We start from the raw sequence: 25492 nt of genomic DNA, 5'->3' as shown, positions 1-25492 counted from the left end.
AGCATGTCGCCAGTTCCGCGTTGGCTCTTCGAGGAGGCTGTTCATGGGAGACGTGCGCTGGGCGACGTTCGACTGCTTCGGCACTTTGGTGGACTGGCGCCACGGGATCGCGACCACTGCTGAGCTGCTCTTCCCGGGGCGCGGCCCGGAACTCTTGGAGCTCTACAACAAGCACGAGCGGAAGGTGCAGGCGGAGACTCCCGCGATGCGCTACGGCGGTGTGCTGGAGGAGGCGTTGCGCCGGGCGACACGGGAAGCCGGTCTCGAACTCCGCGAAGACGATGCCTCCGCGCTTTCCGCGACGATCCCCTACTGGCCGGTCTTCCCGGACGTCCCCCGCGCACTGGCCGATCTGCGCGCCGCGGGCTGGCGGCTGGCCCTGCTGACGAACTGCGACAACGTCTTCATCGGCGAATCACAGCGGCGGCTGGGCGTGCACATCGACGCGGTCGTCACCGCCGAGCACGTCGGCTCGTACAAGCCGAACCCCAGCCACTTCACCCGGTTCGAGGAGTCGTTCGGCGCCATGAGGGACAACTGGGTGCACGTCGCCGAGGGCTACTTCCACGACATCGAGCCGGCGCACGCCCTCGCCATCCCGCGCGTGTGGATCAACCGCCAGGGCTTGACCGACGACCCGTCGATCGCCGACGTGGTCCTGCCGGACCTGGCGGATGTGCTCAACGCGGTCGAGCAGACCCACGCGGCCGCCCAACGACGCTAGGCGACCGCATGTTTCCCCGGGTCAGGAGTCGTCGCCTGCGATGTTCGCGACGGTGCTCTCGAAGCTGGGGCGGGTGATCATCGCGTAGGCGTAGACGGCCGCGCTGAACACCGCCATGATCGCGGTGCCGGAGACCATGCCGATGGGGCCGTTGCCGCCGGGCAGCAGGGAATCCGGGTCGGGGCCGAACTCGCCGAAGTAGCTGATGATCGCCATGCCCGCGATCCACAGCACGCACCACGACCCGGCGCGCAGGTCCAGCGCGGGCAGTGCGCGGCGGGCGAACCGCCGGTAGCCGATCAAGAAGACGTAGCCGAGCGCGATCGCCAGGAAGAGCTTCTCGTTGATCTGCCACCCGGTCCAGAACACGATCAGGTTCGCCGACAGGAAGCCCAGGTAGGCGATGGTGTCACCGCCGGGCAGCCGGAACGGTCGCGGCTGGTCCGGCAGGGTGCGCCGCAGCGCGCCGTACACCACCGGGCCGAACGCGAAGGTGAGCACCGTCGCCGAGGTGATGAAGCCGATGATCTTCTGCCAGCCGGGGAAGGGCAGGAAGAACACGCAGCCGAAGACGAACGTGAACACCGCGGCCAACCACGGCACACCGCGCCGGTTGAGCTTGGTCAGCGCCAGCGGTGCGTTGCCGTTCTGGGCGTTGGCGTAGGCGATCCGGGTGGTCACCGCGGTGTAGATCAGCCCGGTGTCACCGGGGGAGACGATCGCGTCCGCGTAGAGGGTGATCGCCAGCCAGGTCGCGCCGAGCAGGGTCGCCAACCCGGCCAGCGGGCCTGCGACGTCGGTGAAGGTGACCTCGGACCACCCGGCGCCGAGCAGTTCGCTGGGCAGTCCGGTGAGGAACGCGACCTGCAGCAGCACGTAGATCAGGCCGGTGACCACGATCGAGCCGATCACCGCGAACGGCACGTTGCGCTGCGGGTTCGCGGACTCACCGGCGAATTCGACGCCCTGCCGGAACCCGAGGTAGGCGAACACGATGCCGCCCGCGGGCAGCGCGGTGAACACCGCGGCGGTGCCGTTGGGGAACAACCCGCCGTGCGCGACGAGGTTGTCCGGGTTGAACGACAGCGCGAAGAACGTGCCGATCACCACCACGATGACCAGCAGCTTCCACCAGACCAGCAGGTCGTTGAACCGCACGAAGGCCTTCACCCCGAGCACGTTGATGACGCTGAACACCGCCATCAGCGCGATCGCGACGAGCAGCCCGGGCGGGGTCGCGACCAGCACGCCGTCCTCGGAGGTCATCAGCCACGGCAGGTAGGGCTTGGCGTACTGGATCACCGCGAGGACCTCGCTCGGCGCGGACGCCGCGCAGGCCACCCACATCACCCAGCCGGCGAAGAAGCCCGCGAAGGAGCCGAACCCGTACTGCGGGAACCGGATGACCCCACCGGTGACCGGGAACATCACGGACAGCTCGGCGAAGGTGAGGCCGATCAGCGTCACCATGACCGCACCGATGATCCAGGAGAAGATCGCGCCGGGACCGGCGATCTGCGCCGCGGTCAGCGCGCCGAACAGCCAGCCCGAGCCGATGATCGATCCGATGCCGGTGAACAGCAGGCTCCGGCGCCCGATGTCCCGGCGCAGCCCGGTGTCCATCCGGACGGTGGTGCTGCGACTGCCCGGTGCGGTCGGTGAAGGTGCTGCCATGCCGTGCCTCCCTGCAGGTTCGGGCGCGGGACGGGGGTCAGCCCCGGCTGACCAGTTCGGTGAGCAGGATCTGGGTCCTGGTGTGCACGACTGCCTTCGTCCGCTGCAGCCGCAGGATGATCTGTTCGAGGTGGTCGGAGTCCCGTGCGTGGATCAGCGCCAGGGCGTCGGCACTGCCCGCCGTGGTCCACGCCCGCACGATCTCCTCCTGCTCGGTGAGCAGTGCGGTCAGCGCCTCGCGGGTGACCCCGGCGGCGGCGAAGACGCCGATCAGGGCTTGCAACCCCAATCCGAGCCTCCGCTGGTCGAGCTGAACCGTGTACCCGCGGATCACGCCCGATGCTTCGAGCCGCGCCATGCGGCGTTTGACAGAGGATGGGGCGAGCCCGGAAACCTCGGCAAGGCGTTCCAGCGAGGTTCGGGCATTTCGGCCGAGTTCGTGCAAGATTCTTCGATCTACGTCGTCCACGTCCCGGATTCTTGCATTTTCCGGGGAAGTCGCGGCCGTTTCATCGACAGCGGTTCCGGCGCGACTTAGCTTCCGGCGCATGGAGATTCGCCGGAGGACCCCATCGGCCGAGACGCTGTCCGCAGTTGCCGCGGACCTGTTCGGGGTGGCCGCGGAAGTCACGCCGCTGCCCGGGGAGCGGCACGCCAACGCGCGGCTGGACGTCGGCGGCAGACCGCGCTACCTGCTGAAGGTCTACTCGGCGGACACCGCGGAATCCGATCTCGCGCTGCAGAACGCCTTGCTGGAGTGGCTTTCCGACGCCGGTACGACGACGCCGTCCGGCACCGCCGTGGTGGACGGGGAATCCCGGACCGCGCACCTGCTGGACTGGGTGGACGGCCGCGAGTGGTCCCAAGCCGGTCCGCCGGAACCGGCGCGGTTCGCGGCCTTGGGCGCGGCGGTCGCGCGGCTGGACCGGGCGCTGGCGGGCTTCGAGCATCCCGGGCTGGACCGCGCCTACCGGTGGAACCCGTTGCAGGCGAAGGAACTCCTGGCGAGCCTGCCGCTGGTCGACGCCGCCGATCGGCCGTTCGCGGACGCGGCTTTGCAGCGGCTCGGCGAGCTCCTGCCGGAGCTGCTGGAGCTCCCGCAGCAGGCGATCCACAACGATGCCAACGAGAACAACGTGATCGTCGCGGACGACGGGTCGATCGCCGGGATCATCGACCTGGGCGATGTCGTGCGCGCCCCGCGGGTCTGCGGGCTGGCGGTCGCAGTGGCGTACGCGCAGCTGGGGGTGCCGGACCCGGTTTCCGCGGCGTGCCAGGTGGTTTCCGGCTACCACCAGGAATCGCCGCTGACCGAGGTCGAACTCCGGTTGCTGCCCGAGCTGGTCGACGCCCGGCTCGCGATGAGCATCATCAACGCCGCCGAACAGCGCGCCGCCGACCCGGACAACGCCTACCTGTCGATCAGCCAACCCGCGATCCGCGCGCTGATCTCGGACCTGGCTGCGGAGCCCCGGCCACTGCTGGCCGCGCGATTCCGCGATGCCTGCGGCTACCGCGCGGTCGCGGCCGAGCGGAAGGTCGTGACCTGGTTGCGGTCGGCCGCCTGCGATCCCGCACCGATGCTGCGCACCGATCTGCGCACGGCTGACGTGCACTGCATCGACTGGACGGCGCGGGGACCGGCGGAACTGCAGATGCAGCGCGGTGCGGATCAGGTGGCAGCCGCGATCGACGCGCAAGTCCGGGCCACCGGCAGCGCCATCGCGCTCGGCCGGTACCGGGAGGACCGCGTCGTGTACCGCTCCGAGGCGTTCGCGGGGCAGGGCGGCCGACGCAGCGTGCACATGGCGATCGACGTGTTCACCGCCGCCGACGAGCCGGTGTTCGCGCCGCTCGACGGAGTGGTCGCCGCAGTGGACTACCGGCCGGCGGAATGCGACTACGGCGGCGTGCTGCTGCTCGAACACCGCTGCGGGGACGGGACGCCGTTCTGGCTGCTGGTGGGGCATCTCAGCCAGGCGAGCACGACCGGGCTGCGGCCCGGCGACGCCGTCCGGCGGGGCGAGCGGATCGGCTGGACAGGTTCGGCGCCGGAGAACGGCGGCTGGCCACCGCACATCCACGTGCAGCTGTTCACCACCCTGCTCGGTCGCTCGACCGATCTGCCCGGCGCGGTGCGCCCGGACGAGGTCGACGTGTGGGAGAGCATCTCGCCGAACCCGAACCTGGTCCTGCGCGCGCCGGAGCCCACCGCGGTCGATCCCGTCCGCTCCGCGGCGGACATCGCGGCCCGCCGCCGGACGAACCTGTCCACCGCGCTGTCGCTGAGCTACGCCGAGCCGCTGCACATCGTGGCCGGGGAAGGCGCCGAGCTGATCGACGCGGACGGGCGGCGCTACCTGGACCTGGTCAACAACGTCTGCCACGTGGGGCACTGCCACCCGCGGGTGGTCGAAGCGCTGTCCGCGCAGGCGGCGGTGCTCAACACCAACACCCGGTACCTGCACGCCGGGATCACCGAGTACGCCCGGCGGCTGGCGGCCACCTTCCCGGACCCGCTGAACGTGGTGCTGCTGACCAACTCCGGCAGCGAGGCCAACGACCTGGCGCTGCGGCTGGCGCGCACCGCCACCGGGCGGGAGCACGCGCTGGTGCTGGACTGGGCCTACCACGGCAACCTGAGCTCGTTGATCGAGATCAGCCCGTACAAGTTCAACCGGGCCGGCGGCACCGGGCCGGGGGAGCGGGTGCGGATCTGCCCGGTTCCCGACCCGTACCGGGGCGAGTTCGGCGGCGACGGCCCGCGGTACGCGGCGGAGGTCGCGGTGCAGTGCGCGGAGCTGCCGCCCGCCGCGTTCATCCACGAGTCGATTCCCGGGTGCGCCGGGCAGCTGGAGCTCGCCGACGGCTACCTCGAGGCCGCCTACGCGGCCGTTCGGGAGGCGGGCGGTCTGTGCATCGCGGACGAGGTGCAGTGCGGGTTCGGCCGGGTCGGCACGCACATGTGGGCGTTCGAAGCTCACGGCGTGGTGCCGGACGTCGTCACCCTCGGCAAGCCGATCGGCAACGGCCACCCGATCGGCGCGGTCGTGACGACACCGCAGGTGGCGCGGCGATTCGTGACCGGCATGGAGTACTTCAACACGTTCGCGGGCAATCCGGTGTCCTGCGCGGTGGGCCTGGCGGTGCTGGACGCGGTGGAGGACGAGCGGTTGATGGCGAACGCGGCGACCGTCGGCGCGCACTTCAAGGACGGGCTGACGGCTTTGGCGGAGCGCCACGAGGTGATCGGCGACGTGCGCGGGCGCGGGCTGTTCCTCGGCGTCGAGCTGGTCTCGGACCGCCGGAGCAAGGAACCGGATGCCGCGACGGCGCGGCGCGTCGTGGAAGCGGCCAAGCGGGAGGGCGTGCTGCTGTCCACCGACGGACCTGCGGACAACGTCCTGAAGATCAAACCGCCGGTGGTGCTGACCGCGGACCAAGCAGACCGCGCGGTGTCCGTCCTCGACCGCGCGCTCCGGGAGGGGTGAAACCCCGGCAGATCAAGACCTCCGCTCCCTTAGTCCAGTTTGGACGCGTTACAGCCGGCCGCGGAGGTAGGAGAAGAACCCGGGAGTCTTGGTGACGCGGAGGCGGGTGAGCTTGCGGTAGCTGATCAGCCACCGGCCCTCCACCTTCCGGTACTCCTCGTGGTAGTGGCCGTAGCCGTGCATGTGCTCGGTGACATCACCGTGCTGCCACCAGAGCTCGTCCTCCATCGCCCAGATCCCGCGTGCCGTGGTCGGGGAGGTGAGCTCGATCTCCGGCATGTGGCCGTGGTGCACCGTGGTGACCTTCGTGTCGCCGTCGAGGAGCCCGGAGATCGCCTTCGTCAGCGCTACGGCTCCGACCACCTTGTTCGCCTGGCCGTCCGCCTGCGGCCGGTTCTCGTCCGGAACGTCGGCGTACGACTCGCTGACCACGTCGTCGGTGTGGCACTGCGCGTACTGGTCCCACTGCTTCGTGTCCATCGCGCGGAGGCGCTTGGCGAACAGCGATTGGATCTCCGACATCGCCAGCACCTGCTCCGCCGCCGACGGAGTCGCACCCGCGTGATCGCTCGACATGCCGTTCCTCCTGCGTCGTCGTCGGCGTTGACCGGCAGTCGCGGTGGCGACGGCCTCCGCCCGGATGCGCCGGGCGGCGCGCGGGCCCGTCGGGCGTTCAGCCCGCTCCGCTCGTCCGCGAATTGCCCAAGCGCTTGCTTGATGACGGGAAGGCTAACCACGCTCCGGGGGAGCGTCAAGGTGAAGGCCGCGTTCCCGTGATCATCGGAAATCCTTTGAGCGGGCGCTCTTCCGCGCCGATCGCTGAGACGCACCGGCGCGGTACCACTGTCCAACCCGCGGGCAACTCCCGGTGAGTGGGAAAGCTGCGTGCATCCAGCGGGACTGGCTGCAACCCTGAGCCGCCGCATCCATCGGAGGAACGGGGAGAGTCGACATCGTGGCTGTGCGAATGGGTGTCAACACGCCGGTGGTGCTGCAGATCCCGAACCACAGCCCGGCCTGGGAGGCGAAGGCGGGCATCGACGAGGTCGCGCGCATCGCCGAGGTCGCCGACGAGCTCGGCTACGACTTCCTGACCTGCAGCGACCACGTCGCCGTCCCGGAGGGCTCGCCGTCCGCGATGATGGGTGGCATCCGCGGCACCCTGTACTGGGATCCGCTCGCCACGCTGTCCTACCTGGCCGCGCGGACCCGGCGGATCCGGTTGTGCACCAACGTCCTGGTGCTCGGCTACCACCACCCCCTGGCGATCGCCAAGCGCTTCGGCACGCTCGACATGATCAGCGGTGGGCGGCTCGTCCTCGGGGTCGGCGTCGGCAGCACCGCCGAGGAGTTCGCGGTGCTCGGGGCGCCGTTCGACGACCGGGGTCCCCGGGCGGACGACGCGATCGCCGGACTGCGGGCCGCCCTGTCGAAGCGCCTGCCGTCCTACGAGGGCCGCTTCTACCAGTTCTCCGACCTGGTGGTGGAACCGCACGCGATCCAGGAGCGGGTCCCGATCTGGGTCGGCGGCAACACCGCGCGCGCCGCCCGGCGCGCCACCGCGCTGGGCGACGGCTGGCTTCCGGCGGCCATGGCACCGGAGCTGCTCCGCGCGCGGCTCGACCAGAACCCGCCGCCAGGGCCCGATTTCGACGTGGTCGTCAACACCGTCGAAGCCCTCGACCCGGTCGGCGACCCCGCAGGGGCGGAGCAGGCCGTTGCGGCCCTGACCGAGGCCGGCGCGACGACCGTCGTCCCCCGGCTGCGGCACGAATCGCTGGAGCAGTACCTCGATCAGCTGCGGGCGATGGCCGAGCTGCCGTGCTTCGCGCCGTCCCGAGCCGGGTGAGGTGCGAGGGGACCGTCCTGACGAGTTTTCCGGACAGGGGAGTGCGCATGACCGACGCGAGCACCGGCGCCACCGCCGACCGGATCGCCGCTCTCGAACATCGCCTCGCCGAAGTCGAGGACCGGTTGGCCCTGCTGCAGATCGTCGCCGCTTACGGTCCGGCCGTGGACAGCGGTTCCGCCGAGGTGACCGCGGCGATGTGGACGGCGGACGGTGTGTACGACACCTTTCCCGCTGCGCTCGCCGGGCAGGCCGCGATCGGCGACATGGTGACCGGCGAGATGCACCAGGGCCTGATCGGCTCCGGTGCCGCGCACCTGCTCGGGATCCCGCACATCGAGCTGAACGGGGACTCGGCGGTCGTCACCAACTACTCGCAGCTCGTGCTGCGCGAACCGGACTCGGACGGCTACCGGATCTGGCGCACGGGCGTCAACCGCTGGGAGTTCACGCGCACCGCGGAGGGCTGGCGGGTCGTCCGCCGGATCAACCGGCAACTGGACGGGACCGCGGAGGGCCGCGATCTGCTCGCCGAAGCCATCGACCCCGCAGACCCCGGCCGGTAGCAGCCGCACCCGGGCGGCCGGAACGCCGTCCTCGACAAGGAGTCTGCGCGCGTGTCCTAGGCGGTCTCCGAGGTGGTTCCTAGGGTTTGCCGAAACGAACCGCTCCACCTGGAGGAAGAATGGGCGAGGCTTTCATTCCGGTCGGCGCGCTCGGCGAAGGCTTTGCGCCGGAAGCCGACATCCTCGAACCGACCGAGGACCTCTCGGGGACGCGCTTCGCGCTCGACCTCGACGGGCCGCGCAGCCTCGAGATCGGCGACGGTGTCGCGTCGTGGGATGGCCGCACCGACGTTCCAGTGCGGGTCACGTCGGTCCGCAGCGGCGTCTACCTCGTCGACGGCGTCGTCGACGAGACCTCGACGACGTTCGTGCTCGACACCGACGCCGGGCTGGTGACGCTCGTCGAAGGCGAGCTGCCCGGCCCGGAGGTGCGCGCCGAGTCCGCCTACACGCGGGTGCAGCGCGGCGACGACCCCACCGGTGTCACCGCGCGCATCGTGCACGGCGCGATCGGCGGTTCGTCGGCGGCCCGGCACGCGCCGACGGATGCGCTCGTGGGCCTGCGCAACCGCTACACCTATTCGCCGAACGAGGTCTACGAGCACATCTACCTCACGCCCGACCGCTACACCTGGCACTGCTTGCAGGGCGTGGAGCAGGGGCTCGCGGACACCGACCGCTGCCACCACATCGGCATCCGGGACGGCCTGACGTTGTTCGTGTGGCGGGAGAAGATCGTGCCCACCCTCGGGCTGATCCTCATCGACCTCGACGGCATGCGGACCGACGGCAAGCTCTTCGGCAACGACGGGTTCGACACCACCTCGCTGGTGAACTTCCCGGTCGGGGCGCGGGCCGAAATCCTCAACCGGACCACCCACCCCGCGGCGTCCGGGCCGGAGCAGGCGTGACCACCGCGTCCGCCCCGGAAACCGAGCTCCGGGGACAGCTCGGGGTCAGCGGCGTCGTCTTCCTGGTGCTGGCCGCGGTGGCACCGCTCACCGGGATCATCGTGATCGGCGGGATCTGCATCGCGGTCGGCGTCGGCGGCGGCACCCCGGTGATGTTCCTGATCGCCACCGCGGTGTTCCTGCTCTTCGCCGTCGGATACGCGCAGATGGCGAAGAAGCTGGTCAACGCAGGCGGCTTCTACGCCTACGTGGTGCGCGGGCTCGGCCGCACCGCCGGGCTGGTCGCGGCGTTCGTCGCGGTCGTCGGCTACAACTGCTTCGTCGCCGGTGCGGTCGGCACGAGCGGGTTCTTCACCTCCGAGGTCGTCGGCAGCGTGCTCGGCCTGCACGCGCCGTGGTGGGTGTGGAGCCTGGTCTCGGTGGTCGGCGTGTGGCTGCTGACCAGGGCCGGGATCGATTTCTCTGCGAAGGTGCTCGGCGTCGCCCTCGTCTGCGAGGTGGCGATCCTGCTCGTGCTCGACCTCGCCATCCTCGTTCGCACCGGCTTCTCGTTCGAGGTGTTCCAGCCCGAGGTGTTCCTGTCCGGTTCGCTCGGCCTGGGGCTTCTGTTCGCTGCGAACGCCTTCGTCGGATTCGAGGCGACCGGGCTGTTCAGCGAGGAGGCCCGCGATCCGAAGCGCACGATCCCGCGCGCGACGTACGTGGCGATCGCGTTCATCGGTGCTTTCGCGGCGGTGACGACGTGGGCGATCGTCTCGGCGCTCGGGGTCCGGGAGGCGGGCGGGATCGCGGCCGACCACCTGGACGCGGGAGACCTGGTCTTCACGGTGTCGGAGGACTACCTCGGCTCGGCGCTGACCGGCGTGATGCAGCTGCTGCTGGTGGTGAGCCTGTTCGCCGCGCTGCTCGCGCTGCACAACTCCGCGGCTCGCTACCTGTACGCGCTCGGTCGGGTCCGCGTGTTCCCGAAGCAGCTCGCACGCACCCGGCCGCAGAACGGTTCACCCGTCGTCGCGTCGACCGTTCAGCTCGTGCTCGCGAGCGCGGTCGCCATGGCCTACGCCGTGGCAGGTGCCGATCCGGTGACCTCGCTCGTCGCCTCGTTCACCGGGATCGGCACGCTCGGGCTGATCGCGCTGCAGGCGATCGCCGCGACCGGCATCGTCGTGCACTTCCGGCGGACGCGGGATCCCCGGTGGGGCACGACGTTCGCGCTGCCGCTGCTCGGTGGCATCGGGTTGTGGACCGTGACGGTGTTGGCGTTCGCCAACTTCCCGCAGCTCGCGGGCAGCGACAGCCCGGTGATCGCGTTGTTGCCGTGGCTGCTGCCGGTCGCCGCGGTGCTCGCGATCGTGGTGGCCGCCGTGTTCCGCGTGGCCAAGAAGAACATCTGGGACTCGCTCGAGCAGGACCTGGACAAGGTCGCGCTGCGGGCGGAAGAGGAGAGGACACCTCTGTGAGCACCTATCTCGTCACGGGCGGCGGCACCGGCATCGGTGCGGCCATCGCGACCCGGCTCGCCGGCGACGGCGCCGACGTGATCGTCTCCGGCCGCCGCCGCGAACCGCTGGAGGAGGTCGCGGCGACGCACCCCCGCATCGTCGCGATGCCCGCGGATGCCGCCGAGGGCGCGGCCATGCGGGACCTCGTCGCTGAAGTCCGCGAGCGGTACGGCTCGCTCGACGGTGTGGTGGCGAACGCGGGTGGGCACGGGTACGACACGGTGGGCGACACCAGCGACGAGACGTGGCGCTCCAGCCTCGACGCGAACCTCACCACCGCGTTCGTGACCGTGCGGGAATCGCTCGCGCTGCTGGAGGAGTCCGGCGGCAGCGTCGTGTTCGTCTCGTCGCTGGCGGGGATTCGCGCGGCACCGGAAACCGCCGGGTACACCGTTGGCAAGCACGCGTTGCTCGGGCTGATGCGATCGGTCGCGCGCGACTACGGCCGCCGCGGCGTGCGGGCCAACGCCGTGTGCCCGGGCTGGGTGCGCACCCCGATGGCCGACGAGGAGATGCAGGTGCTCGTGTCCGAAGGCGGTGCGACCGACGTCGAGTCCGCCTACGCCACCGTCACCCGGGACGTGCCGCTGGGCCGCCCCGCGCACGCTGCGGAGATCGCGGGCGTCGTGGCCTTCCTGCTGGGGCCCGACGCCGCCTACGTGCACGGAGCGACGATCGTCGTGGACGGTGGCGCGCACGTCGTCGACGTCCCCACGCTGGCCTTCAGCTGATCGGCGTCTTCACCGGGGCCGGCGCTTGCGGTCGTTCCACCAGCCGGCCCCTGGTGAGGACGAGGACGAAGCACAGGGCGACGGCCAGGCAGCTCGCCGAAGACCAGAGCATCGCCGAGAACCCGCCCGTGAGCTCGGTCAGGAAACCGCCCAGCACCGGGCCGATGGCGAACCCGCCGCCGATCATCAGGTTCGTCGTGTTCATCGTGTGGGCCCCGCCGAGCGCGGCGATGCTGGACAGCAGGTACGGCAGCACGAACGTCCAGCCGAACTTGAACAGCACGGCCGCGATGGCGAACTGCGCCAGGGCCGGGCCGCCGAGCAGCAGCAGCACCGAGATCGCCATGCCGGAAAGTCCCAGCACGAGGTAGAGCCCGCGACGGGGGCTCTCGCCCAGCGCGGTTGCGAGGAGCGCTGAGACGATGCCCGCGACCGTTGCCGCGGACAGCACGATGCTTGTCGGTCCAGCGGCGGTGCCCGCGGTGGTGGCGATCTGGCCCATGAACGACCACACGCCGCTCAGCGCCAAGTAGAACAGCAGGAGCGCGGCGAGTCCGGCGGCGAACCGAGCGGGGGAGCGGCGCTCCTGGTGGGCACGACTGTCCGGTGTGGACAGAGTGATCCCGCGCAGCAGTCCGATGAACGGCAGGCACAGGACCATGAGCCCGGCCAAGGTCCAGTAGACGGCCGAGACGTCGGAATCGGCGTAGAGGGTGGGGAACACCGCGAGGATGAGGGCGCCCATGACGAGCTGGGCGACCACGAAGATGCCGAACGCCCGCCCGGGGTTGCGGGTCCGCGAGCTCAACGACAGCAGCACCACGGTGATGGATCCGGCCGCCAGCGAAGTGGCGATCCGCACGACGAGCAGCAGCCAGAAGTCCGCCGCGAACCCGGAAGCCACCTGCCCGGCCACCACGACCAGCGTGCACGCGGTGACCGAGGCTGTCAGCCGGAACCGCGTGAGCCAGAAGTACGCCGGTACGGTCGCCAGGCTGAACGCGCCGAGTTCGCACGAGAACAGCAAACCCGTCTCGCTGGGACCGATGCCGTACTTGGTCACGAGCGGCCCCGCGATCACGGGCGCGATCAGCAGCACCGAGTACAGGACCGCGGAGAAGACGCCGACGAAGAGGTAGATGTGGCCGCTGCGATCGCGCCGGCCGGACAACGTGGTGGTCGCACTGTCTGCCATGAAGTCTCCTAGGGGAGCACCTGCCCGCACCGTTGCGGGTGGACCCAGTGTGGTGACCGACCGCGCGCTGGTCCTTGTCGCACAGCGCGCGGTTGTTGTCGGTGACCGCCTACCGCGGTCGCGCCAGGAGTTCGGCCTCCTCGAACCTGCTGCGTCCGACGTCTCCCCAGGGCCGGAGCGTCGACAATGGACGCTCCGGCGCGCGATGGCCGATTCCGGCTGCTCGGCCCGGTCGACCGTCGGAATCGTGCACGGTTTCCGAGGTCGTGTGCACGCTGAGACAAGCAGGACGGCCGCGAGCGCCGGGAGAATCGCCGACATCGGAGTTCGGCAGAGAGGTATGGACATGCAGACCTACGAGGGGTTGCTCGCCGCGGTCGTCGCCGATGGCGGTCGTCCGGTCACGGACCCGGCGACGGACGCCGTGATCGGGCACGCGCCCGCGCACGGGGTCGAGGATCTCGACCGGGCGATCGCCGCCGCCCAGGCCGCCCAACCGGCCTGGGAAGCGCTGGGGCACGAGGAGCGGAGTCGGCTCCTGCACGCCGCGGCCGATGCCGTCGACCAGTCGGCTGCCGCGCTCGCCGAGCTGATCTCGCGGGAACAGGGCAAACCGCTCAACGGCCCCGGCAGCCGCTTCGAGGCCGGCGGTGTGGCGGCCTGGCTGCGGGCTGCGGCGGACACGTCGCTGGAGACCGAGCAGGTCCTCGACGACGAGTCCGGCGCCGCCACGCTCACCTACCGCGCGACCGGTCTGGTCGGTGCGATCGGCCCGTGGAACTGGCCGGCCCTGATCGCCTCGTGGCAGTTCGCGGCCGCGCTGCGGATGGGCAACGCCGTGGTGATGAAGCCGTCCGAGCACACGCCGCTGTCGGTGCTGGCGGTCGCCGCCATCGTGAACCAGGTGCTGCCGGACGGGGTCCTCACGGTGCTGTCGGGGGACCGCGAGATGGGCGCGGCGATGACGGCGCACCCGGCCTTCGGCAAGCTCATGTTCACCGGGTCGACCCGCACCGGGCAGGCGATCGTGGAGGCCAGCGCGCGCAACCTGCCCCGGCTCACCCTCGAACTCGGCGGCAACGACCCGGGAATCGTCCTGCCCGACGCGGACCCCGAGGCCATCGCCGAACGACTGTTCTGGGGAGCGCTGATCAACACCGGGCAGACCTGCGCGGCGCTGAAGCGGCTCTACGTCCACGAGAGCATCCACGACGACGTGGTGGCCGCGCTGCGCGCGATCGTCGAGCGCACGCCGATGGGACCCGGCACCGACGAGGGCAACCTCCTCGGTCCGCTGACCACGAAGGAGCAGTTCCAGATCGTGGACACCCTGGTGGAGAAGGCGAAGGCGTCGGGCGCCCGGATCGTCGTGGGCGGTGACCCGGATCGCGACGCACCGGGCAACTTCTACCCGACCACGCTCGTCACCGACATCGCGCCGGACGCCGCGCTGGTGGTCGAGGAGCAGTTCGGACCCGCGCTGCCGATCCTGCCGTACTCGGATCTCGACGAGGCCATCGCTCAGGCCAACGCCCTCGACACCGGTCTCGGCGCGTCGGTGTGGTCGGCGGATCCCGAGCGGGCGAAGGAGGTCGCTGCTCGCATCCACGCGGGCACGATCTGGATCAACAAGCACGGCAACGTGCACCCGCTGATCCCGTTCGGCGGTGTGAAGGGATCCGGGTACGGCCTCGAGTTCGGGCAGGAAGGGCTCAAGGCCGTCGCGGTGCCGCAGGTCATCAGCTCCTGACGCGCGCGCAGAACGGGCCCTCCACCGGGAGGGCGCGTTCGTGCGTTCTAGCCGCGGGAGTGGACGCACTCGCCCCGGAAGTACGTCTCGTCGACGCCGGTGCGGTGGATCTCCGTCGCCGGCACCTCGAAGATGTTCCGGTCCAGCACGAGGAAATCGGCGGACAGCCCCGGCCGCAGCGCGCCCGTGCGATCGTCGATGCCCAGCGCTCTGGCCGAGGCGGAGGTGAACGCCGCGACGGCCTGCTCCCGGGTGATCGCCTGCTCGGGGTTGATGCGGCGCGGATCGCCCTGTTCCTCCGGCGCGCCGCGGGTCACCATGGTTTCGATCCCCAGCCAGGGATTCAGCTCCGGGAGCCCCACCGGCCAGTCGGATCCGCCTGCGACCACCGCGCCGGTGGCCAGCAGGTCCTTGAACGGCCAGATCCGGTCCATCGTCTCGGTGGGCACCTGGTGCGCCACGGCGTCGAACAGCGGGCTGGGATGCCACAGGAACGGGCACGCGTCGGCGTACACGTCCAGTTCGGCGAAGCGCGGCAGGTCCTCCGGCGCGATGAACGACATGTGGGCGATCTGGATGATCGGTTGCGGACCGGGATCCTTCCGCACGATCGCGGCGGCGTCGAGCGCCAGGCGGACCGATGCGTCGCCGGTGGCGTGGATCTTCGCGCCGAGGCCGAGCTCGGCGCAGCGCCGCAGCCCGGCGGTGAGCTCGTCGAGGCTCCAGTACGGCGTCCCGCGGAATTCGGAATCCTCGCTGTCGTGGTGGCACCGGTAGGGGTGGAGCAGGGCGGTGGTGCGCGTCGTCGGTACGCCGTCGATCACGAACTTCACGAAGTCCGGCCGGATCTGCTCGCTCCGGTACTGCGGGGCTTGCGCGAACAGCTCTTCTCCCACAGCGCCTGCCTCGAGGAAGTCGCGGGCCGGCATCGAGGCGACGATCCACGCGGGGAGGTCACCGGACCGCTCCAGGTCCTGCAGCGCGGCCAAGTGGTGTTCCATCGTCGCGGCGTCCTGCAGCGAGGTGTACCCGATCCGCCGGGTCCGCTCGAGAGCTGCCCGCAGGGCTGTCATGAGCCGCCCGTGCGGATCGCGCTGGGCTGACTTGGCTGCCTCCTCCGCCCTCGTGCTGGTCAGCTCCCAGAGCGCACCGGTCAACCTGCCGTCGGCGTCGCGCGCGTAGGTCCCGCCAGGCGGATCCGGGGTGGTGTCGTCCACGCCCATGGCCGCCAGCGCGGCGGAGTTGACCTGGCGGTTGTGCATCGTGTCGTCGCGCAGCAGCACCGGGTGCCCGAGCGAGGCCTCGTCGAGCCGCCGCAACATCTCCCGCGAGTTCAGCGCGGCATAGGTGCCGCTGCCGAGGATGCCGCCGACGATCCACTCGTCCGGTTCGAGCCGCCCGGCCCAGTCCCGGACCTTGGTCAGCACCTCGTCGGGACCGTCGGTGGGCAGCAGCGGCAGCTCCAGCGCGAGCTGGGTTCCGCCGATCCCGAGGTGGATGTGGCCGTCGATGAGACCGGGCACGGCCAGCCGTCCGGCGAGGTCGAGACGACGCGTTCCGGGTCCGCACCAGGCGTCGACCTCTCCGGCCGTGCCGACCGCGACGATCCGCCCGTTCCGGACCGCGAATCCCTCCGCCCGCTCGCCCGGGATCCCGGTGTGGACGGGACCGCCCGTCACGACGAGGTCTGCGCTGCCAGTGCTCATCTCCATGGCCTCCTGTCCGGGGATCGGCTCACGCTAGTCGGCGAGGAGGCTGCTCAGCGCGATTCTGGCACCACCGGTCAAACGGTGTGCAGGAAAAGACAATCGGCCCGCGGCGGGGATGGTCGGTTAGGATCGCCGTATTTCGGAGCCCTCCGACGGTGGAGGTGGGATGACAGCCCTTCCTGCGGCCGACGCCATGCGGTCCCCGGCGGGTCTCGACCTGTGGCGTTCGGCCATCACGAGCGCGGTCGTGCCCCTGGAGATCGAGGAAGCGGGCGGTGTCGCCTTCCGGGGCCATTTGGACCGGACCGTCGTCGGGGACGTCACGCTGTTCCACATCGCCGCGACGCCGCACGTCGTGCGCCGGACACCGGAACTCATCGGGCCCGGCGACCGCCGGTACTACAAGCTGAGCCTGCAGCTGCAGGGGACGGCCGTGCTGGAGCAGGACGGCCGGCGAGCGGAGCTGCGCCCCGGTGACCTGGCCATCTACGACACCCACCACCCCTACGAGCTCTCGTTCGCGACGAACAACCGCGCGATGGTCGTCATGTTCCCCCACGAGCTGGTGGACCTGCCGCGGGACGAGGTCGACCGGGTCACCGCGGTCCGGTTCCCGAGCGATTCGGGCCTGGGGAAGGTGATCAACCCGTTCTTCGTCGAACTCGGGCGGAACCTGGACCAGCTGGCCGGCGCCAGCGCCTCGCGGCTGGTGGGCTCGGCGCTGGACCTGCTCGTGACGATGTTGACGCAGGAGCTGTACCGCCGGCACGGCACGGTGAACAACCCGACGCGCAGCCTCGCCCGCGAGGTGCGCGAGTACATCCTCGACCACCTCGGGGATCCCGCGCTGACCCCGTCGTCGATCGCGCGTGCCAACCACATCTCGACCAGGCACCTCTACACGATCTTCTCCGGGGAGGGCGAGCCCGTCTCCGCGTGGATCCGCTCGCGCCGGCTGGAACGCATCCGCCGCGACCTGGTCGACCCGCTCTACGCCGACCGCCCGGTCTCGTGGATCGCCGACCGGTGGGGGCTGACCGACGCCGCGCACTTCAGCCGCCTGTTCAAAGCCGAGTTCGGCGAATCGCCCACCTCGTACCGCCAGCACCTCACCGGACAACCCGCGCAGCACTGACCACCTGGCAGGGGCACTGATCGCGTGTTGGAGCTCCTCGGGCAGCGGAAGGCGCCGGCACCTGCTCTCGAAGGTGCCGGGGCCTGTCGACGACGAGGGCCAGGAGATCCGCACGCGCCGGTCAGGTCTCCCGCCGCTGCGGTCAGCCCTGCTTCGTAGCTCCGCTGCCGGCGTGCGGCAGCAAGGGGTAGGCCACCTGGATGCCCTCCTGGTCGAGCCGGTTCTTGACGTGCCCGCGCACCGCGCGACCGATCGCCCACTGCGAACCGGGCTTGGTCTTGATGATCATCCGCATCGTCACGGCGCCGTTGCCGATGCCGACGACGCCGTTGACGTCGGGCTTTTCCAGGATCTGCGACGCGAACTCGGGGTCCTGGGCGAACTCGTCCAGGCTGGACTCCAGCACGCGCTTGGTCTCGGGGAGGTCGACCGAGTAGTCCAGCGGGATCTCGATCACCGCGTTGGCCCAGTCCTGGTTCATGTTGCACACGCGCATGATCTCGCCGTTGCGCACGTGCCAGAGGTTGCCGTCGAGGTCGCGGATCTTGGTGGTGCGCATGGTCATCGCCTCGACGGTGCCCACCGCATCGCCGACGTCGACGACGTCGCCCACGCCGAACTGGTCCTCGACCATCAGGAACAGCCCGGACAGGAAGTCCTGCACCAGGCTCTGGGCGCCGAAACCGATCGCGAGCCCGACCACACCGGCACTGGCCAGCACCGGCGCGATGTTGATCCCGAACTCGCCCAGGACCATCATGAACGCGACGCCGAAGATCACGAACGAGGCGATGCTGCCCAGCACCGCTCCGATCGTGTAGGCGCGCTGCGCCTGGCGTTCCTCGCCGTTGCCCTCGGCCGGCTTGGTCACGACCCGGTTGGCCTTGGCCTTGGCCTTGTTGATCCGCTGCTGCGAAGTGACGATCCGCTTCACCAGCTGCGCGATCAGACGCCCCACGACGGCGCGGGCCACGAACGCCACCACGAGGATGATGGCGATGTTGATCAGACCCGAGACGAAGACGCCCAGGTGCGACGAGAACCAGTCCACCACCGGCTCGGCCTGCGCGGCGATGTCGACACCTGGGGTCGCCGCTCCTGCTTCCAGTTGCACGATAGGACCTTTCACGAATTTCGTCGGAATTGTTCGGCGTCCCGCGGAGGCAGTACCGCGCGACCGGAGGTCACTGACCTCCCAGGTTGACGTGGTCGGCGGTGGCGTCGACCAGCAGCGCGCCGTGCTCGGCGGACACCGCGGTCGGGCGGAAGCCCATCGGCAGCTCCGGCGAATCGAGGCTCACGGCGAAGCGCGAGAGCAAGCGCTGGTCGTCGAGGGCGATGGGGAGGTTCGGCAGTCGGCTGAGGCGCAGGTCCAGCGCCTGCGGTTCGATCCGGATGCTGTCGTCCCTGGCGGCGACCGCCGCGGTGACGGCGGCCCGGGCCGGGAACCCCGCCACGTCCACGTTCCCCGAGATCGTGATGGCACCACCGGGCGCCGGTTCGAGCTGCAGGTCGTCGATGCCGGCGATCTGGCCGACGGTGGCGGCGGGGATCCGGACGTGCCCGTTGACCTGGTCCGCCGTCACGTGCTGCGGTGAACCGCTGACGAGCTCGTCCAGCGGGACCCGGACGTGGTGCAGGTCGGCGGTCAACCCCGATTGCTGGAGCGGGCCGAGGGCGACGGAATCGGCGCGGACGCCGATGTCGGGGAAGTCGCCTTCCAGGACCTGCGTCAAGAACGGGAACCCGCGGATGTCCACCTCGGGCTCCTGCTCGCTGTGCAGCTGGGTGCGCAACTGCTGCGCCACCTGCTGCTCGGCGAAGCGGTTCGCCATGCGGTCCGCCACGATCAGCACCACCAGCAGCACGACCAGCGTGATGCCCAGGGTGATCCATCCCCGCCGCTTCACACCGGCTCCCGCTGCGGCTCGATGGTCTGGTTGATGTTGCGCGGCAACGAGGGCCTCCTCGGTGGTGTGGTGGTCCGCAGCGGACCGATGCGATGAGCGGAGATGGCTGGTCGGGTGTCGCAGCGCCGACCGCCGGGCCGGACTCGACGCTGGTCGAGTCGGATGCGGTCAGCGCTGAGATGTCCCAGGGCACGAGCCGGAGGTATCGAATAGTCCTTTGTGGACAGAGCTACGGGTGGCGTGCATCTGCGAGACAGGTGCGACGACTGCCGTATAGAACCTCGCAAAGTAGCCAAACGTGCCGTGTCGCGACACCTGGTCGAGGTGAACGCGAGACGCGGGAATGATAATCCGAAGCCATCGCGGTCCGGCAACCGTGGTGGAGGTGCGGTGTGTCACCCCTGCATGTGAAATGTCCCAAAAATGTAGGAAGAAGCCGAATCAGGCGAATGGTGGGGGTCAGCCGCGGTAGGTCGGCCGGGTCCGCCAGAACTGCGTGGCCTGCTCGAAGGCGTGGCCGACCTGCAGCACCTCCAGGTCCGCGCGGTGCGGGCCGACGATCTGCAGCCCGACCGGCAATCCGTCCGGCGTGAAGCCACCCGGCACGGACAGGGCCGGATTCCCGGCCGCGGAGACGAAGTACGCCGAGCGCATCCAGTCCAAGTAGGACTCCTGCGCGACGCCGTCGACCTCCGCCGGGTATTCGGCCTCCACCGGGAACGGGACGACCTGGCTGACCGGCAGCAGCAGCGCGTCGTACCGCTCGAAGAACTCGCGCATCCGGTGGAACAGCGCGGTGTGCGCCCGTTCCGCCCGGGCCAGGTCCCGTCCGGTGAGGCGGCGGCCCTCCGCGATGTTCCAGGCGAGCGACGGCTTGAACAGCTCCGGCTGCGCGTCGAGCGCCGAGCCCAGCATCAGCTCGAACTGCCACGCCCGCAGCGTGCGGAACACCTCTTCGGCGCCGGAGAAGTCCGGGCAGTCCTCGGAAACCGAGCAGCCCAGGTCCTCGAAGACCTTGACCTGCGGCGCCAGCGCGTCGCGGACTTCGCGGTCCACGGGCACGGAGCCGCCGAGGTCGGGCGACCAGGCGACGCGCAGCCCGGTCAGGTCGCGGTCGAGCGGGACGGCGAAGGTCGAGCCGAGCTGGTCGAGCGCGATGGGGTCGCGCGGGTCGGGGCCCGCGATGGCGGACAGCAGGAGCGCGACATCGCCGACGGTGCGGCCCATCGGCCCGTGCACGGCCATCGTCGCCCACGCGGCCTCGCACGGGTGCATCGGTACGCGGCCGGGGGAGGGACGCAGGCCGACGACGTTGCAGAAGGCCGCCGGGTTGCGCAGAGAACCACCCATGTCGCTGCCGTCGGCCAGTGCGTGCATGCCGGCGGCGAGGCCCGCAGCGGCGCCCCCGCTGCTCCCACCGGCGCTGCGTCCCAGGTGGTAGGGGTTGCGGGTGGTGCCGAAGACCTCGTTGAAGGTGTGCGAGCCCGCGCCGAACTCCGGGGTGTTGGTCTTGCCGAGCGTGACCGCCCCGGCCGTCCGCATCCGGCTCACCACGAGTTCGTCCTCGGCGGGCACGTTGTCGGCGAGCAGCCGGCTGCCGAAGGTGGTCCGGATCCCCGCGGTGCGGTGGGTGTCCTTGTGGGCCACGGGAATGCCGTGCAGCGGGCCGACCGGTTCGCCGGCGGCGAGGCGGGCGTCCGCGGCGTCGGCTTCCGCGAGCGCGCGTTCGGGCACCAGCGTCACGACGGCGTTGACCTCGCCGTTGGTCCGCTCGATCCGGTCCAGGTGGGCCGCGACGAGTTCGCGCGCCGAGACGTCCCGGCGCCGCAGCGCCGCGGCCTGGTCGCGGGCGGTCAGATCGCATAGCTCGCTGGTCACTGCAGGCTCATTTCCTCGTGCGTCGGGACAGGTCATTCGAGCTCGATGCCCTTGGTCTCCTTCACCGTGAACGCGGTGAGGAAGCTGATCGCCAGCAAGGCGATCGAGTACAGGGTGAACAGGTAGCCGAGCCCGTGGGACGCCAAGAACGTCTGCAGGTACGGTGCGGTCCCGCCGAACACCGCGACGGCCAGCGAGTACGGGAACGCGAACCCGGTCGCGCGAACCCGGGTGGGGAAGAGCTCGGCGTTGAACGCGGGCGCGATGGAGGTGACCGAGCCAAGCACGAACAGCGCGACGGACATCGAAACCGCCAGCTGCCACGCGGAATCCTGGATCAGACCGGTCAGCGGGAAGGTCAGCGCGCCGAGCGCGATCGGGAAGAGGAACAGGTTGGGCTTGCGCCCCCACCGGTCGGACAGCGCGCCCCACAGCGGGAGGGCGGCGATGAAGACCAGGTTCGCCGCGACGCCCGCCCACAGGGCTTGCTGCGCGTCGATGCCCTTGGCGTTGATCGCGTAGCTGGTGGCCGAAACCGACCACGTGTAGTACGCGACGGTGCCGCCGATGGTCAGCCCGACCACCTTCCACGCCGCCCGCCGGTTGCTCCAGACGCCGCGCAGCACCGACGTCCGGGCCGTGTCCTGCTTGTCCTTGACGTAGGCGTCGGTCTCCTGCAACCCGCGCCGCAGGAAGATCGCGTAGAAGCCGAGCACGGCGCCGAGGAGGAACGGCAGCCGCCAGCCCCACGCCGTCATCGCCTGCTTGCCCAGCGCGGTGGTGAGCACGGCGGCGAGCAGGGTCGCGGCGAGCACGCCGCAGGTGATCGCGATGTACATGCTGCTGCACCAGAGGCCGCGTCGGCGGCGCGGCGCCATCTCGGCGAGGTAGACGTGCGAGCCGCCGATCTCGCCGCCGAGACCGAAGCCCTGGCCCAGCCGGGCGAGCACGAGCAGCACCGACGCGAGCACGCCCACGGCGGGGTAGGTCGGCGAGACCCCGATGAGCAGGCTGCCGACCGCGGTGATGATCATCGCGGTGACCATCGCCGACCGGCGGCCACGCCGGTCGGCGAGCCAGCCGAAGAACAGCCCGCCCAGCGGCCGCATCAGGAAGCCGACCGCGAACACGGCGAGCGTCGACAGCAGCGCCGACGCCGGGTTGTCCTCGTGGAAGAACTGGGAGGCGAAGAACGGCGCGAAGATCGCGTAGACCGTCCAGTCGTACCACTCGAGCGCGTTGCCGACGCCCGCGCCGACGATGACGCGCCAGCGGTTCGGCGTCGCGTCCGGCGCCGGCCGGTCGGGCGCGTGGGGGATGGTCGAGTGCTGTTCCGCCCTGGCCACCGGGAACCTCCTCGTCGCGGTCTGCGTCACACGCAGGTCCGGCAAGCATCGGGTTCCTGGCGCTTGTCGACAACGACTCTTGTCAGGATGACGAAATCGGTCGATGCTGTGGCGCATGTCGTCAGATGGCCGACCGGGTCTTGACGCCCTGGACCGGCGGATCGTCGCCGCGCTGCAGGTCGACGGCCGCGCGCCGTGGCGCAAGATCGCGTTCGCGCTCGGCGAGCAGGAGCGGACCGTGGCCCGGCGCGGCGCCCACCTGCTCGCCGCCGGTCGGGTGGTGATCACGGGAACTCCGGCCCGGAGCCGGATCGTGGGCGCGGAACCGGTGATCCTGGCGGCGCGCTGCCTGCCGATGACGGTCAAGGCAGCGGCCGCCGCGCTGGCCCATCGCCCGGAAGTGGTGTTCACCTACGTCACCACCGGTGTCGCGGACTGCGTCGCCGAGCTGATGTGCCCGCCGGACCGGCTCAGCACGCTGCTGCTCGACGAACTGCCCGGCACCCCCGGGCTGCAGCAGCTGCTGACTTACCCGATCACGCGCTACTACAGCACGGTGCACGACTGGCGTCCGGGCATCCTGAGCGACGCCGAGATCGCAGCGCTCAGCGACGACGGCCCGCAGCGGTCGATCGACCTGGCGGAAGAACCGGCCCGCCTCGACTCGGCGAGCCGCACCATCGTGCGGGCGCTGATCGAGGACGGCCGGCGCACGAACGAGGAGCTGGGCCGGCTGGCCGGGGTGTCGGAGGCGACGGCCCGGCGGAAGGTGGACTTCCTGCGCAAGGAAGGGCTGCTGTACTTCCGCGCGGTCGTCGAGCCCGCCTTGCTGGGACTGCCGGTGGAAGCGCTGTGCTGGATCCGCGCCGCACCCGATTCCGTGGACCGCGTCGGGGAAGAACTGGTCGAATCCCCGCTGGTGCGCTACGCGGCCGCCGTGGCAGGGCCGCACCAGCTGCTGGTCGACGTCACCCTGCCGAACCGGGCGGCACTGCACGAGTTCACCAGCTCGCGGAGCTGGGGCCCGAGCGTCCAGTCGATCGAAGCCTCCCTGGTGATCCACCCGCTCAAGCGAAGCTCGGTCATGTCAGGCCCGGAAACTCGACCAGACTTCGACCAGGTCTGAATCTCTGGCTGAAGCACTCGTTTTGCATGGCGGTGCCGGTCCTCAGCGTCCGCCTGGACACGGCGGCGTGGCCGTCCTCGCCAGGCGAACGCTGAGGACCCGCAAGGCGCGTCAGCCGCGGAGGTTTCGGGCGAAGAGGTCCAGGAGGGCCTTCCAGTGGCGTTCCGCGGATTCCTCGTGGTAGGCGGCGGTGTCCGCTTGGGTGTAGCCGTGGGAGCCCGGGTAGACCTCGCAGGTGTGGCGCACGCCGGCGTCGGTGAGGGCCTTCTCCAGGCGTTCGATCTGCTCCGGCGGGAGGGAGTGGTCGTTGTCGGAGTGGCCGAAGTACAGCTCCGCGGTGACCCGGTCGGCGACCAGGTGCGGGCTGTCCGGGTCTTCGGTGGCCAGGCGTCCGCCGTGGAAACCGCCGGCCGCGGCGACGCGCTCCGGGTAGGTCCCCGCGGTGCGCAGCGCGAGGGCGGCACCCATGCAGTAGCCGGTGAGGCCCACCGGGCCGTCGGCGGCCTGGTCGAAGTTCGCGATCCAGTCCAGGTAGGCGCCCGCGTCGCGCATGGCGAGCTCCGGGGTCAGGGCCTGCACGACCGGGACGATCTGCTGGAAGAGGTCGGGCCGGCTCTCGACGTCGATGAACTCCGGCAGGTCGAACACCGGCGCGCGCCCGGCGCGGTAGACGACGTTGGGCACCACGACGGTGTAGCCGGCGGCGGCGAGGCGGTCGGCCATCTTCTTGAGGTGCGGTCGCACCCCGAAGGCGTCCATGTAGAGCAGGACCGCGGGGTGCGGGCCGCCGCTGTCCGGATGAGTGACGTAGGCGTCGGCGACGCCGTCCGGGGTGGGGATGTCCACCGTTGTTCCGCTGACGGTAGTCACGGGTGTTCTGCCTCCTCGTTCGACGACATGTCCGATCCGGCGTCCGAAGCGGCGGATCTGGCCGGAGATTACTGGGCTTCCGGTCGCTGGGCGGGACGCCGCCGGAATCCACGAGACGGCGGCGGACCCGGAGCGTGTCCTATGTGGATGCTCCGGTGGCCCTGATCGAGTGGTCCGGTCCGCCCGCGACCCGGTGGTGGCCGTTGCAACGGGGTGCAACCCTGTCGGTCGTCGGCGCCGGTCATCTATACCGGAGGCGTGTGGCCGACCGGGCTGCCGACCGACCGGGAGGGAGCGGACGCATGGCTGACAGCAGTGTCGCGCTGGTGACGGGAGCGGCGCGCGGGATCGGCGCGGGCATCGCACGGAGGCTCGCGGCCGACGGCTTCGACCTGGCGCTGGTCGATCTGTCCGCGCCGGAGGGCACCGCGGGTGAGGTCCGGGAGGCCGGTCGCAGAGCGGTGGCGCTGGCCGCCGACGTGACGGACCGGGACGCGGTCTTCGGGGCGGTGGACTCGGCGGTGGCCGAGCTGGGTGGGCTCGACGTCGTCGTCAACAACGCGGGCATCGCCCTGGTGGGCCCCGTGACCGACGTGTCGGCGGACGAGCTGCACCGGCTGTTCGCAGTCAACGTCAACGGCGTGCTGTGGGGCATCCAGGCCGCAGCAGCCTCGTTCCAGGCGCGGGGCGTGCGCGGGAAGATCATCAACGCTTCGTCGATCGCCGGGCACGAGGGGTTCGCGATGCTGGGCGCCTACAGCGCCACGAAGTTCGCGGTCCGCGCCCTCACCCAGGCCGCGGCGAAGGAGCTCGCGGCGAAGGGGATCACGGTCAACGCCTACTGCCCGGGTGTCGTCGGCACGGACATGTGGGTCGAGATCGACAAGCGCTTCGCCGAGCTGACCGGGGCCGACGAGGGCGAGACCTACGCGAAGTTCGTCGACGGCATCGCGCTCGGCCGCGCCCAGACCCCCGAGGACGTCGCGGCCTTCGTCTCCTACCTGGCGGGCCCGGACTCCGACTACATGACGGGCCAGGCCGGGCTCATCGACGGTGGCCTGGTCTTCCGCTGAGCCCGCGTTGCGGGTGCTCCGCGTGCGATCGGGGAACACCCGCACCGCTCGG

Annotated in this window: 21 protein-coding genes; 11 read left to right on the top strand and 10 right to left on the bottom strand. The window is 70.6% G+C overall.

Features of this window, described 5'->3' with window-relative positions; translation table 11 throughout:
• Positions 1–43 precede the first annotated feature (43 nt).
• On the top strand, positions 44–724 hold the full coding sequence (locus tag OU415_RS00770) for an HAD family hydrolase (RefSeq protein ID WP_270946512.1): 681 nt from the start codon (positions 44–46) through the stop codon (positions 722–724).
• Between the two features lie 21 nt (positions 725–745).
• Here the strand turns inward: OU415_RS00770 and OU415_RS00765 are convergent, their stop codons facing one another.
• On the bottom strand, positions 746–2398 hold the full coding sequence (locus tag OU415_RS00765) for an APC family permease (protein WP_270946511.1): 1653 nt from the start codon (positions 2396–2398) through the stop codon (positions 746–748).
• A gap of 37 nt (positions 2399–2435) precedes the next feature.
• Positions 2436–2948, bottom strand: coding sequence for an Lrp/AsnC family transcriptional regulator (locus OU415_RS00760; protein ID WP_270946510.1), 513 nt, complete (start codon positions 2946–2948; stop codon positions 2436–2438).
• Here OU415_RS00760 and OU415_RS00755 point away from each other — a divergent pair.
• Positions 2947–5889, top strand: coding sequence for an aminotransferase class III-fold pyridoxal phosphate-dependent enzyme (locus tag OU415_RS00755; RefSeq protein ID WP_270946509.1), 2943 nt, complete (start codon positions 2947–2949; stop codon positions 5887–5889). The genes OU415_RS00760 and OU415_RS00755 overlap by 2 nt on opposite strands.
• A gap of 48 nt (positions 5890–5937) precedes the next feature.
• On the opposite strand, the gene OU415_RS00750 is transcribed toward OU415_RS00755, so the two are convergent.
• On the bottom strand, positions 5938–6465 hold the full coding sequence (locus tag OU415_RS00750) for a nuclear transport factor 2 family protein (RefSeq protein WP_270946508.1): 528 nt from the start codon (positions 6463–6465) through the stop codon (positions 5938–5940).
• A 379-nt stretch (positions 6466–6844) separates the two neighbouring features.
• Between OU415_RS00750 and OU415_RS00745 the strand changes: the two genes are divergently transcribed.
• The 5 genes from OU415_RS00745 to OU415_RS00725 all read left to right on the top strand — a co-directional run bounded on the left by OU415_RS00745 (position 6845) and on the right by OU415_RS00725 (position 11448).
• On the top strand, positions 6845–7738 hold the full coding sequence (locus OU415_RS00745) for a TIGR03619 family F420-dependent LLM class oxidoreductase (protein WP_270946507.1): 894 nt from the start codon (positions 6845–6847) through the stop codon (positions 7736–7738).
• Between the two features lie 47 nt (positions 7739–7785).
• Positions 7786–8304, top strand: a complete 519-nt coding sequence (locus OU415_RS00740; protein ID WP_270946506.1) for a nuclear transport factor 2 family protein — start codon at positions 7786–7788, stop codon at positions 8302–8304.
• Between the two features lie 119 nt (positions 8305–8423).
• On the top strand, positions 8424–9215 hold the full coding sequence (locus OU415_RS00735; protein ID WP_270946505.1) for a MoaF C-terminal domain-containing protein: 792 nt from the start codon (positions 8424–8426) through the stop codon (positions 9213–9215).
• Entirely contained in the window at positions 9212–10675 is a 1464-nt protein-coding gene (locus OU415_RS00730; protein ID WP_270946504.1) for an APC family permease, read from the top strand. Before OU415_RS00735 ends, OU415_RS00730 begins: the two co-directional genes overlap by 4 nt.
• Entirely contained in the window at positions 10672–11448 is a 777-nt protein-coding gene (locus OU415_RS00725) for an SDR family NAD(P)-dependent oxidoreductase (RefSeq protein WP_270946503.1), read from the top strand. Before OU415_RS00730 ends, OU415_RS00725 begins: the two co-directional genes overlap by 4 nt.
• Here the strand turns inward: OU415_RS00725 and OU415_RS00720 are convergent.
• The gene (locus OU415_RS00720) at positions 11441–12643 is read right to left on the bottom strand and encodes an MFS transporter (protein WP_270946502.1); all 1203 of its coding nucleotides are present in this window, start codon (positions 12641–12643) and stop codon (positions 11441–11443) included. The two genes, OU415_RS00725 and OU415_RS00720, sit on opposite strands and share 8 nt — an antisense overlap.
• Before the next feature lie 346 nt (positions 12644–12989).
• Here OU415_RS00720 and OU415_RS00715 point away from each other — a divergent pair, with 346 nt between their 5' ends.
• Positions 12990–14393, top strand: coding sequence for an aldehyde dehydrogenase family protein (locus OU415_RS00715; protein ID WP_270946501.1), 1404 nt, complete (start codon positions 12990–12992; stop codon positions 14391–14393).
• A gap of 47 nt (positions 14394–14440) precedes the next feature.
• Here OU415_RS00715 and OU415_RS00710 read toward each other — a convergent pair whose 3' ends face one another.
• Complete coding sequence (locus OU415_RS00710) at positions 14441–16099, bottom strand: amidohydrolase (RefSeq protein ID WP_270946500.1); 1659 nt, start codon at positions 16097–16099, stop codon at positions 14441–14443.
• Between the two features lie 169 nt (positions 16100–16268).
• Between OU415_RS00710 and OU415_RS00705 the strand changes: the two genes are divergently transcribed.
• Positions 16269–17237 (top strand): AraC-like ligand-binding domain-containing protein, encoded by a 969-nt coding sequence (locus OU415_RS00705; protein ID WP_270946499.1) that lies wholly within the window; start codon positions 16269–16271, stop codon positions 17235–17237.
• A 142-nt stretch (positions 17238–17379) separates the two neighbouring features.
• Here the strand turns inward: OU415_RS00705 and OU415_RS00700 are convergent, their stop codons facing one another.
• The 4 genes from OU415_RS00700 to OU415_RS00685 all read right to left on the bottom strand — a co-directional run bounded on the left by OU415_RS00700 (position 17380) and on the right by OU415_RS00685 (position 22371).
• Entirely contained in the window at positions 17380–18351 is a 972-nt protein-coding gene (locus OU415_RS00700) for a mechanosensitive ion channel family protein (RefSeq protein ID WP_270946498.1), read from the bottom strand.
• A gap of 70 nt (positions 18352–18421) precedes the next feature.
• On the bottom strand, positions 18422–19147 hold the full coding sequence (locus OU415_RS00695; RefSeq protein ID WP_270946497.1) for an LmeA family phospholipid-binding protein: 726 nt from the start codon (positions 19145–19147) through the stop codon (positions 18422–18424).
• A gap of 459 nt (positions 19148–19606) precedes the next feature.
• Positions 19607–21061, bottom strand: a complete 1455-nt coding sequence (locus OU415_RS00690; protein ID WP_408641762.1) for an amidase — start codon at positions 21059–21061, stop codon at positions 19607–19609.
• Positions 21058–22371, bottom strand: a complete 1314-nt coding sequence (locus tag OU415_RS00685) for an MFS transporter (RefSeq protein ID WP_270946495.1) — start codon at positions 22369–22371, stop codon at positions 21058–21060. The genes OU415_RS00690 and OU415_RS00685 overlap by 4 nt, the downstream gene beginning before the upstream one ends.
• A gap of 115 nt (positions 22372–22486) precedes the next feature.
• Between OU415_RS00685 and OU415_RS00680 the strand changes: the two genes are divergently transcribed.
• A complete protein-coding gene (locus tag OU415_RS00680) occupies positions 22487–23497 on the top strand; it encodes an Lrp/AsnC family transcriptional regulator (RefSeq protein ID WP_270946494.1) in 1011 nt (336 codons plus the stop codon).
• A 111-nt stretch (positions 23498–23608) separates the two neighbouring features.
• On the opposite strand, the gene OU415_RS00675 is transcribed toward OU415_RS00680, so the two are convergent.
• Positions 23609–24367, bottom strand: a complete 759-nt coding sequence (locus OU415_RS00675; RefSeq protein WP_270946493.1) for a dienelactone hydrolase family protein — start codon at positions 24365–24367, stop codon at positions 23609–23611.
• 302 nt (positions 24368–24669) lie between these two features.
• Between OU415_RS00675 and OU415_RS00670 the strand changes: the two genes are divergently transcribed.
• The gene (locus OU415_RS00670; RefSeq protein WP_270946492.1) at positions 24670–25440 is read left to right on the top strand and encodes an acetoin reductase; all 771 of its coding nucleotides are present in this window, start codon (positions 24670–24672) and stop codon (positions 25438–25440) included.
• The last annotated feature ends 52 nt before the right edge of the window (positions 25441–25492 follow it).

The organism is Saccharopolyspora oryzae, assembly GCF_027853915.1.
In the GTDB taxonomy this organism is placed as follows: Bacteria; Actinomycetota; Actinomycetes; order Mycobacteriales; family Pseudonocardiaceae; genus Saccharopolyspora; species Saccharopolyspora oryzae.
The sequence above is the reverse complement of the archived record's forward strand: the minus strand, read 5'-3'. Positions and strand labels throughout refer to the sequence as shown.

Bases quoted from the DNA above. Each gene is read 5' to 3' on its own strand.
- OU415_RS00680 (WP_270946494.1), top strand. From the start codon at position 22,487: ATGTCGTCAGATGGCCGACCGGGTCTTGACGCCCTGGACCGGCGGATC.
- OU415_RS00765 (WP_270946511.1), bottom strand. From the start codon at position 2,398: ATGGCAGCACCTTCACCGACCGCACCGGGCAGTCGCAGCACCACCGTC.
- OU415_RS00770 (WP_270946512.1), top strand. From the start codon at position 44: ATGGGAGACGTGCGCTGGGCGACGTTCGACTGCTTCGGCACTTTGGTG.
- OU415_RS00740 (WP_270946506.1), top strand. From the start codon at position 7,786: ATGACCGACGCGAGCACCGGCGCCACCGCCGACCGGATCGCCGCTCTC.
- OU415_RS00710 (WP_270946500.1), bottom strand. From the start codon at position 16,099: ATGAGCACTGGCAGCGCAGACCTCGTCGTGACGGGCGGTCCCGTCCAC.
- OU415_RS00760 (WP_270946510.1), bottom strand. From the start codon at position 2,948: ATGCGCCGGAAGCTAAGTCGCGCCGGAACCGCTGTCGATGAAACGGCC.
- OU415_RS00750 (WP_270946508.1), bottom strand. From the start codon at position 6,465: ATGTCGAGCGATCACGCGGGTGCGACTCCGTCGGCGGCGGAGCAGGTG.
- OU415_RS00690 (WP_408641762.1), bottom strand. From the start codon at position 21,061: ATGACCTGTCCCGACGCACGAGGAAATGAGCCTGCAGTGACCAGCGAG.
- OU415_RS00715 (WP_270946501.1), top strand. From the start codon at position 12,990: ATGCAGACCTACGAGGGGTTGCTCGCCGCGGTCGTCGCCGATGGCGGT.
- OU415_RS00705 (WP_270946499.1), top strand. From the start codon at position 16,269: ATGACAGCCCTTCCTGCGGCCGACGCCATGCGGTCCCCGGCGGGTCTC.
- OU415_RS00670 (WP_270946492.1), top strand. From the start codon at position 24,670: ATGGCTGACAGCAGTGTCGCGCTGGTGACGGGAGCGGCGCGCGGGATC.
- OU415_RS00720 (WP_270946502.1), bottom strand. From the start codon at position 12,643: ATGGCAGACAGTGCGACCACCACGTTGTCCGGCCGGCGCGATCGCAGC.
- OU415_RS00755 (WP_270946509.1), top strand. From the start codon at position 2,947: ATGGAGATTCGCCGGAGGACCCCATCGGCCGAGACGCTGTCCGCAGTT.
- OU415_RS00735 (WP_270946505.1), top strand. From the start codon at position 8,424: ATGGGCGAGGCTTTCATTCCGGTCGGCGCGCTCGGCGAAGGCTTTGCG.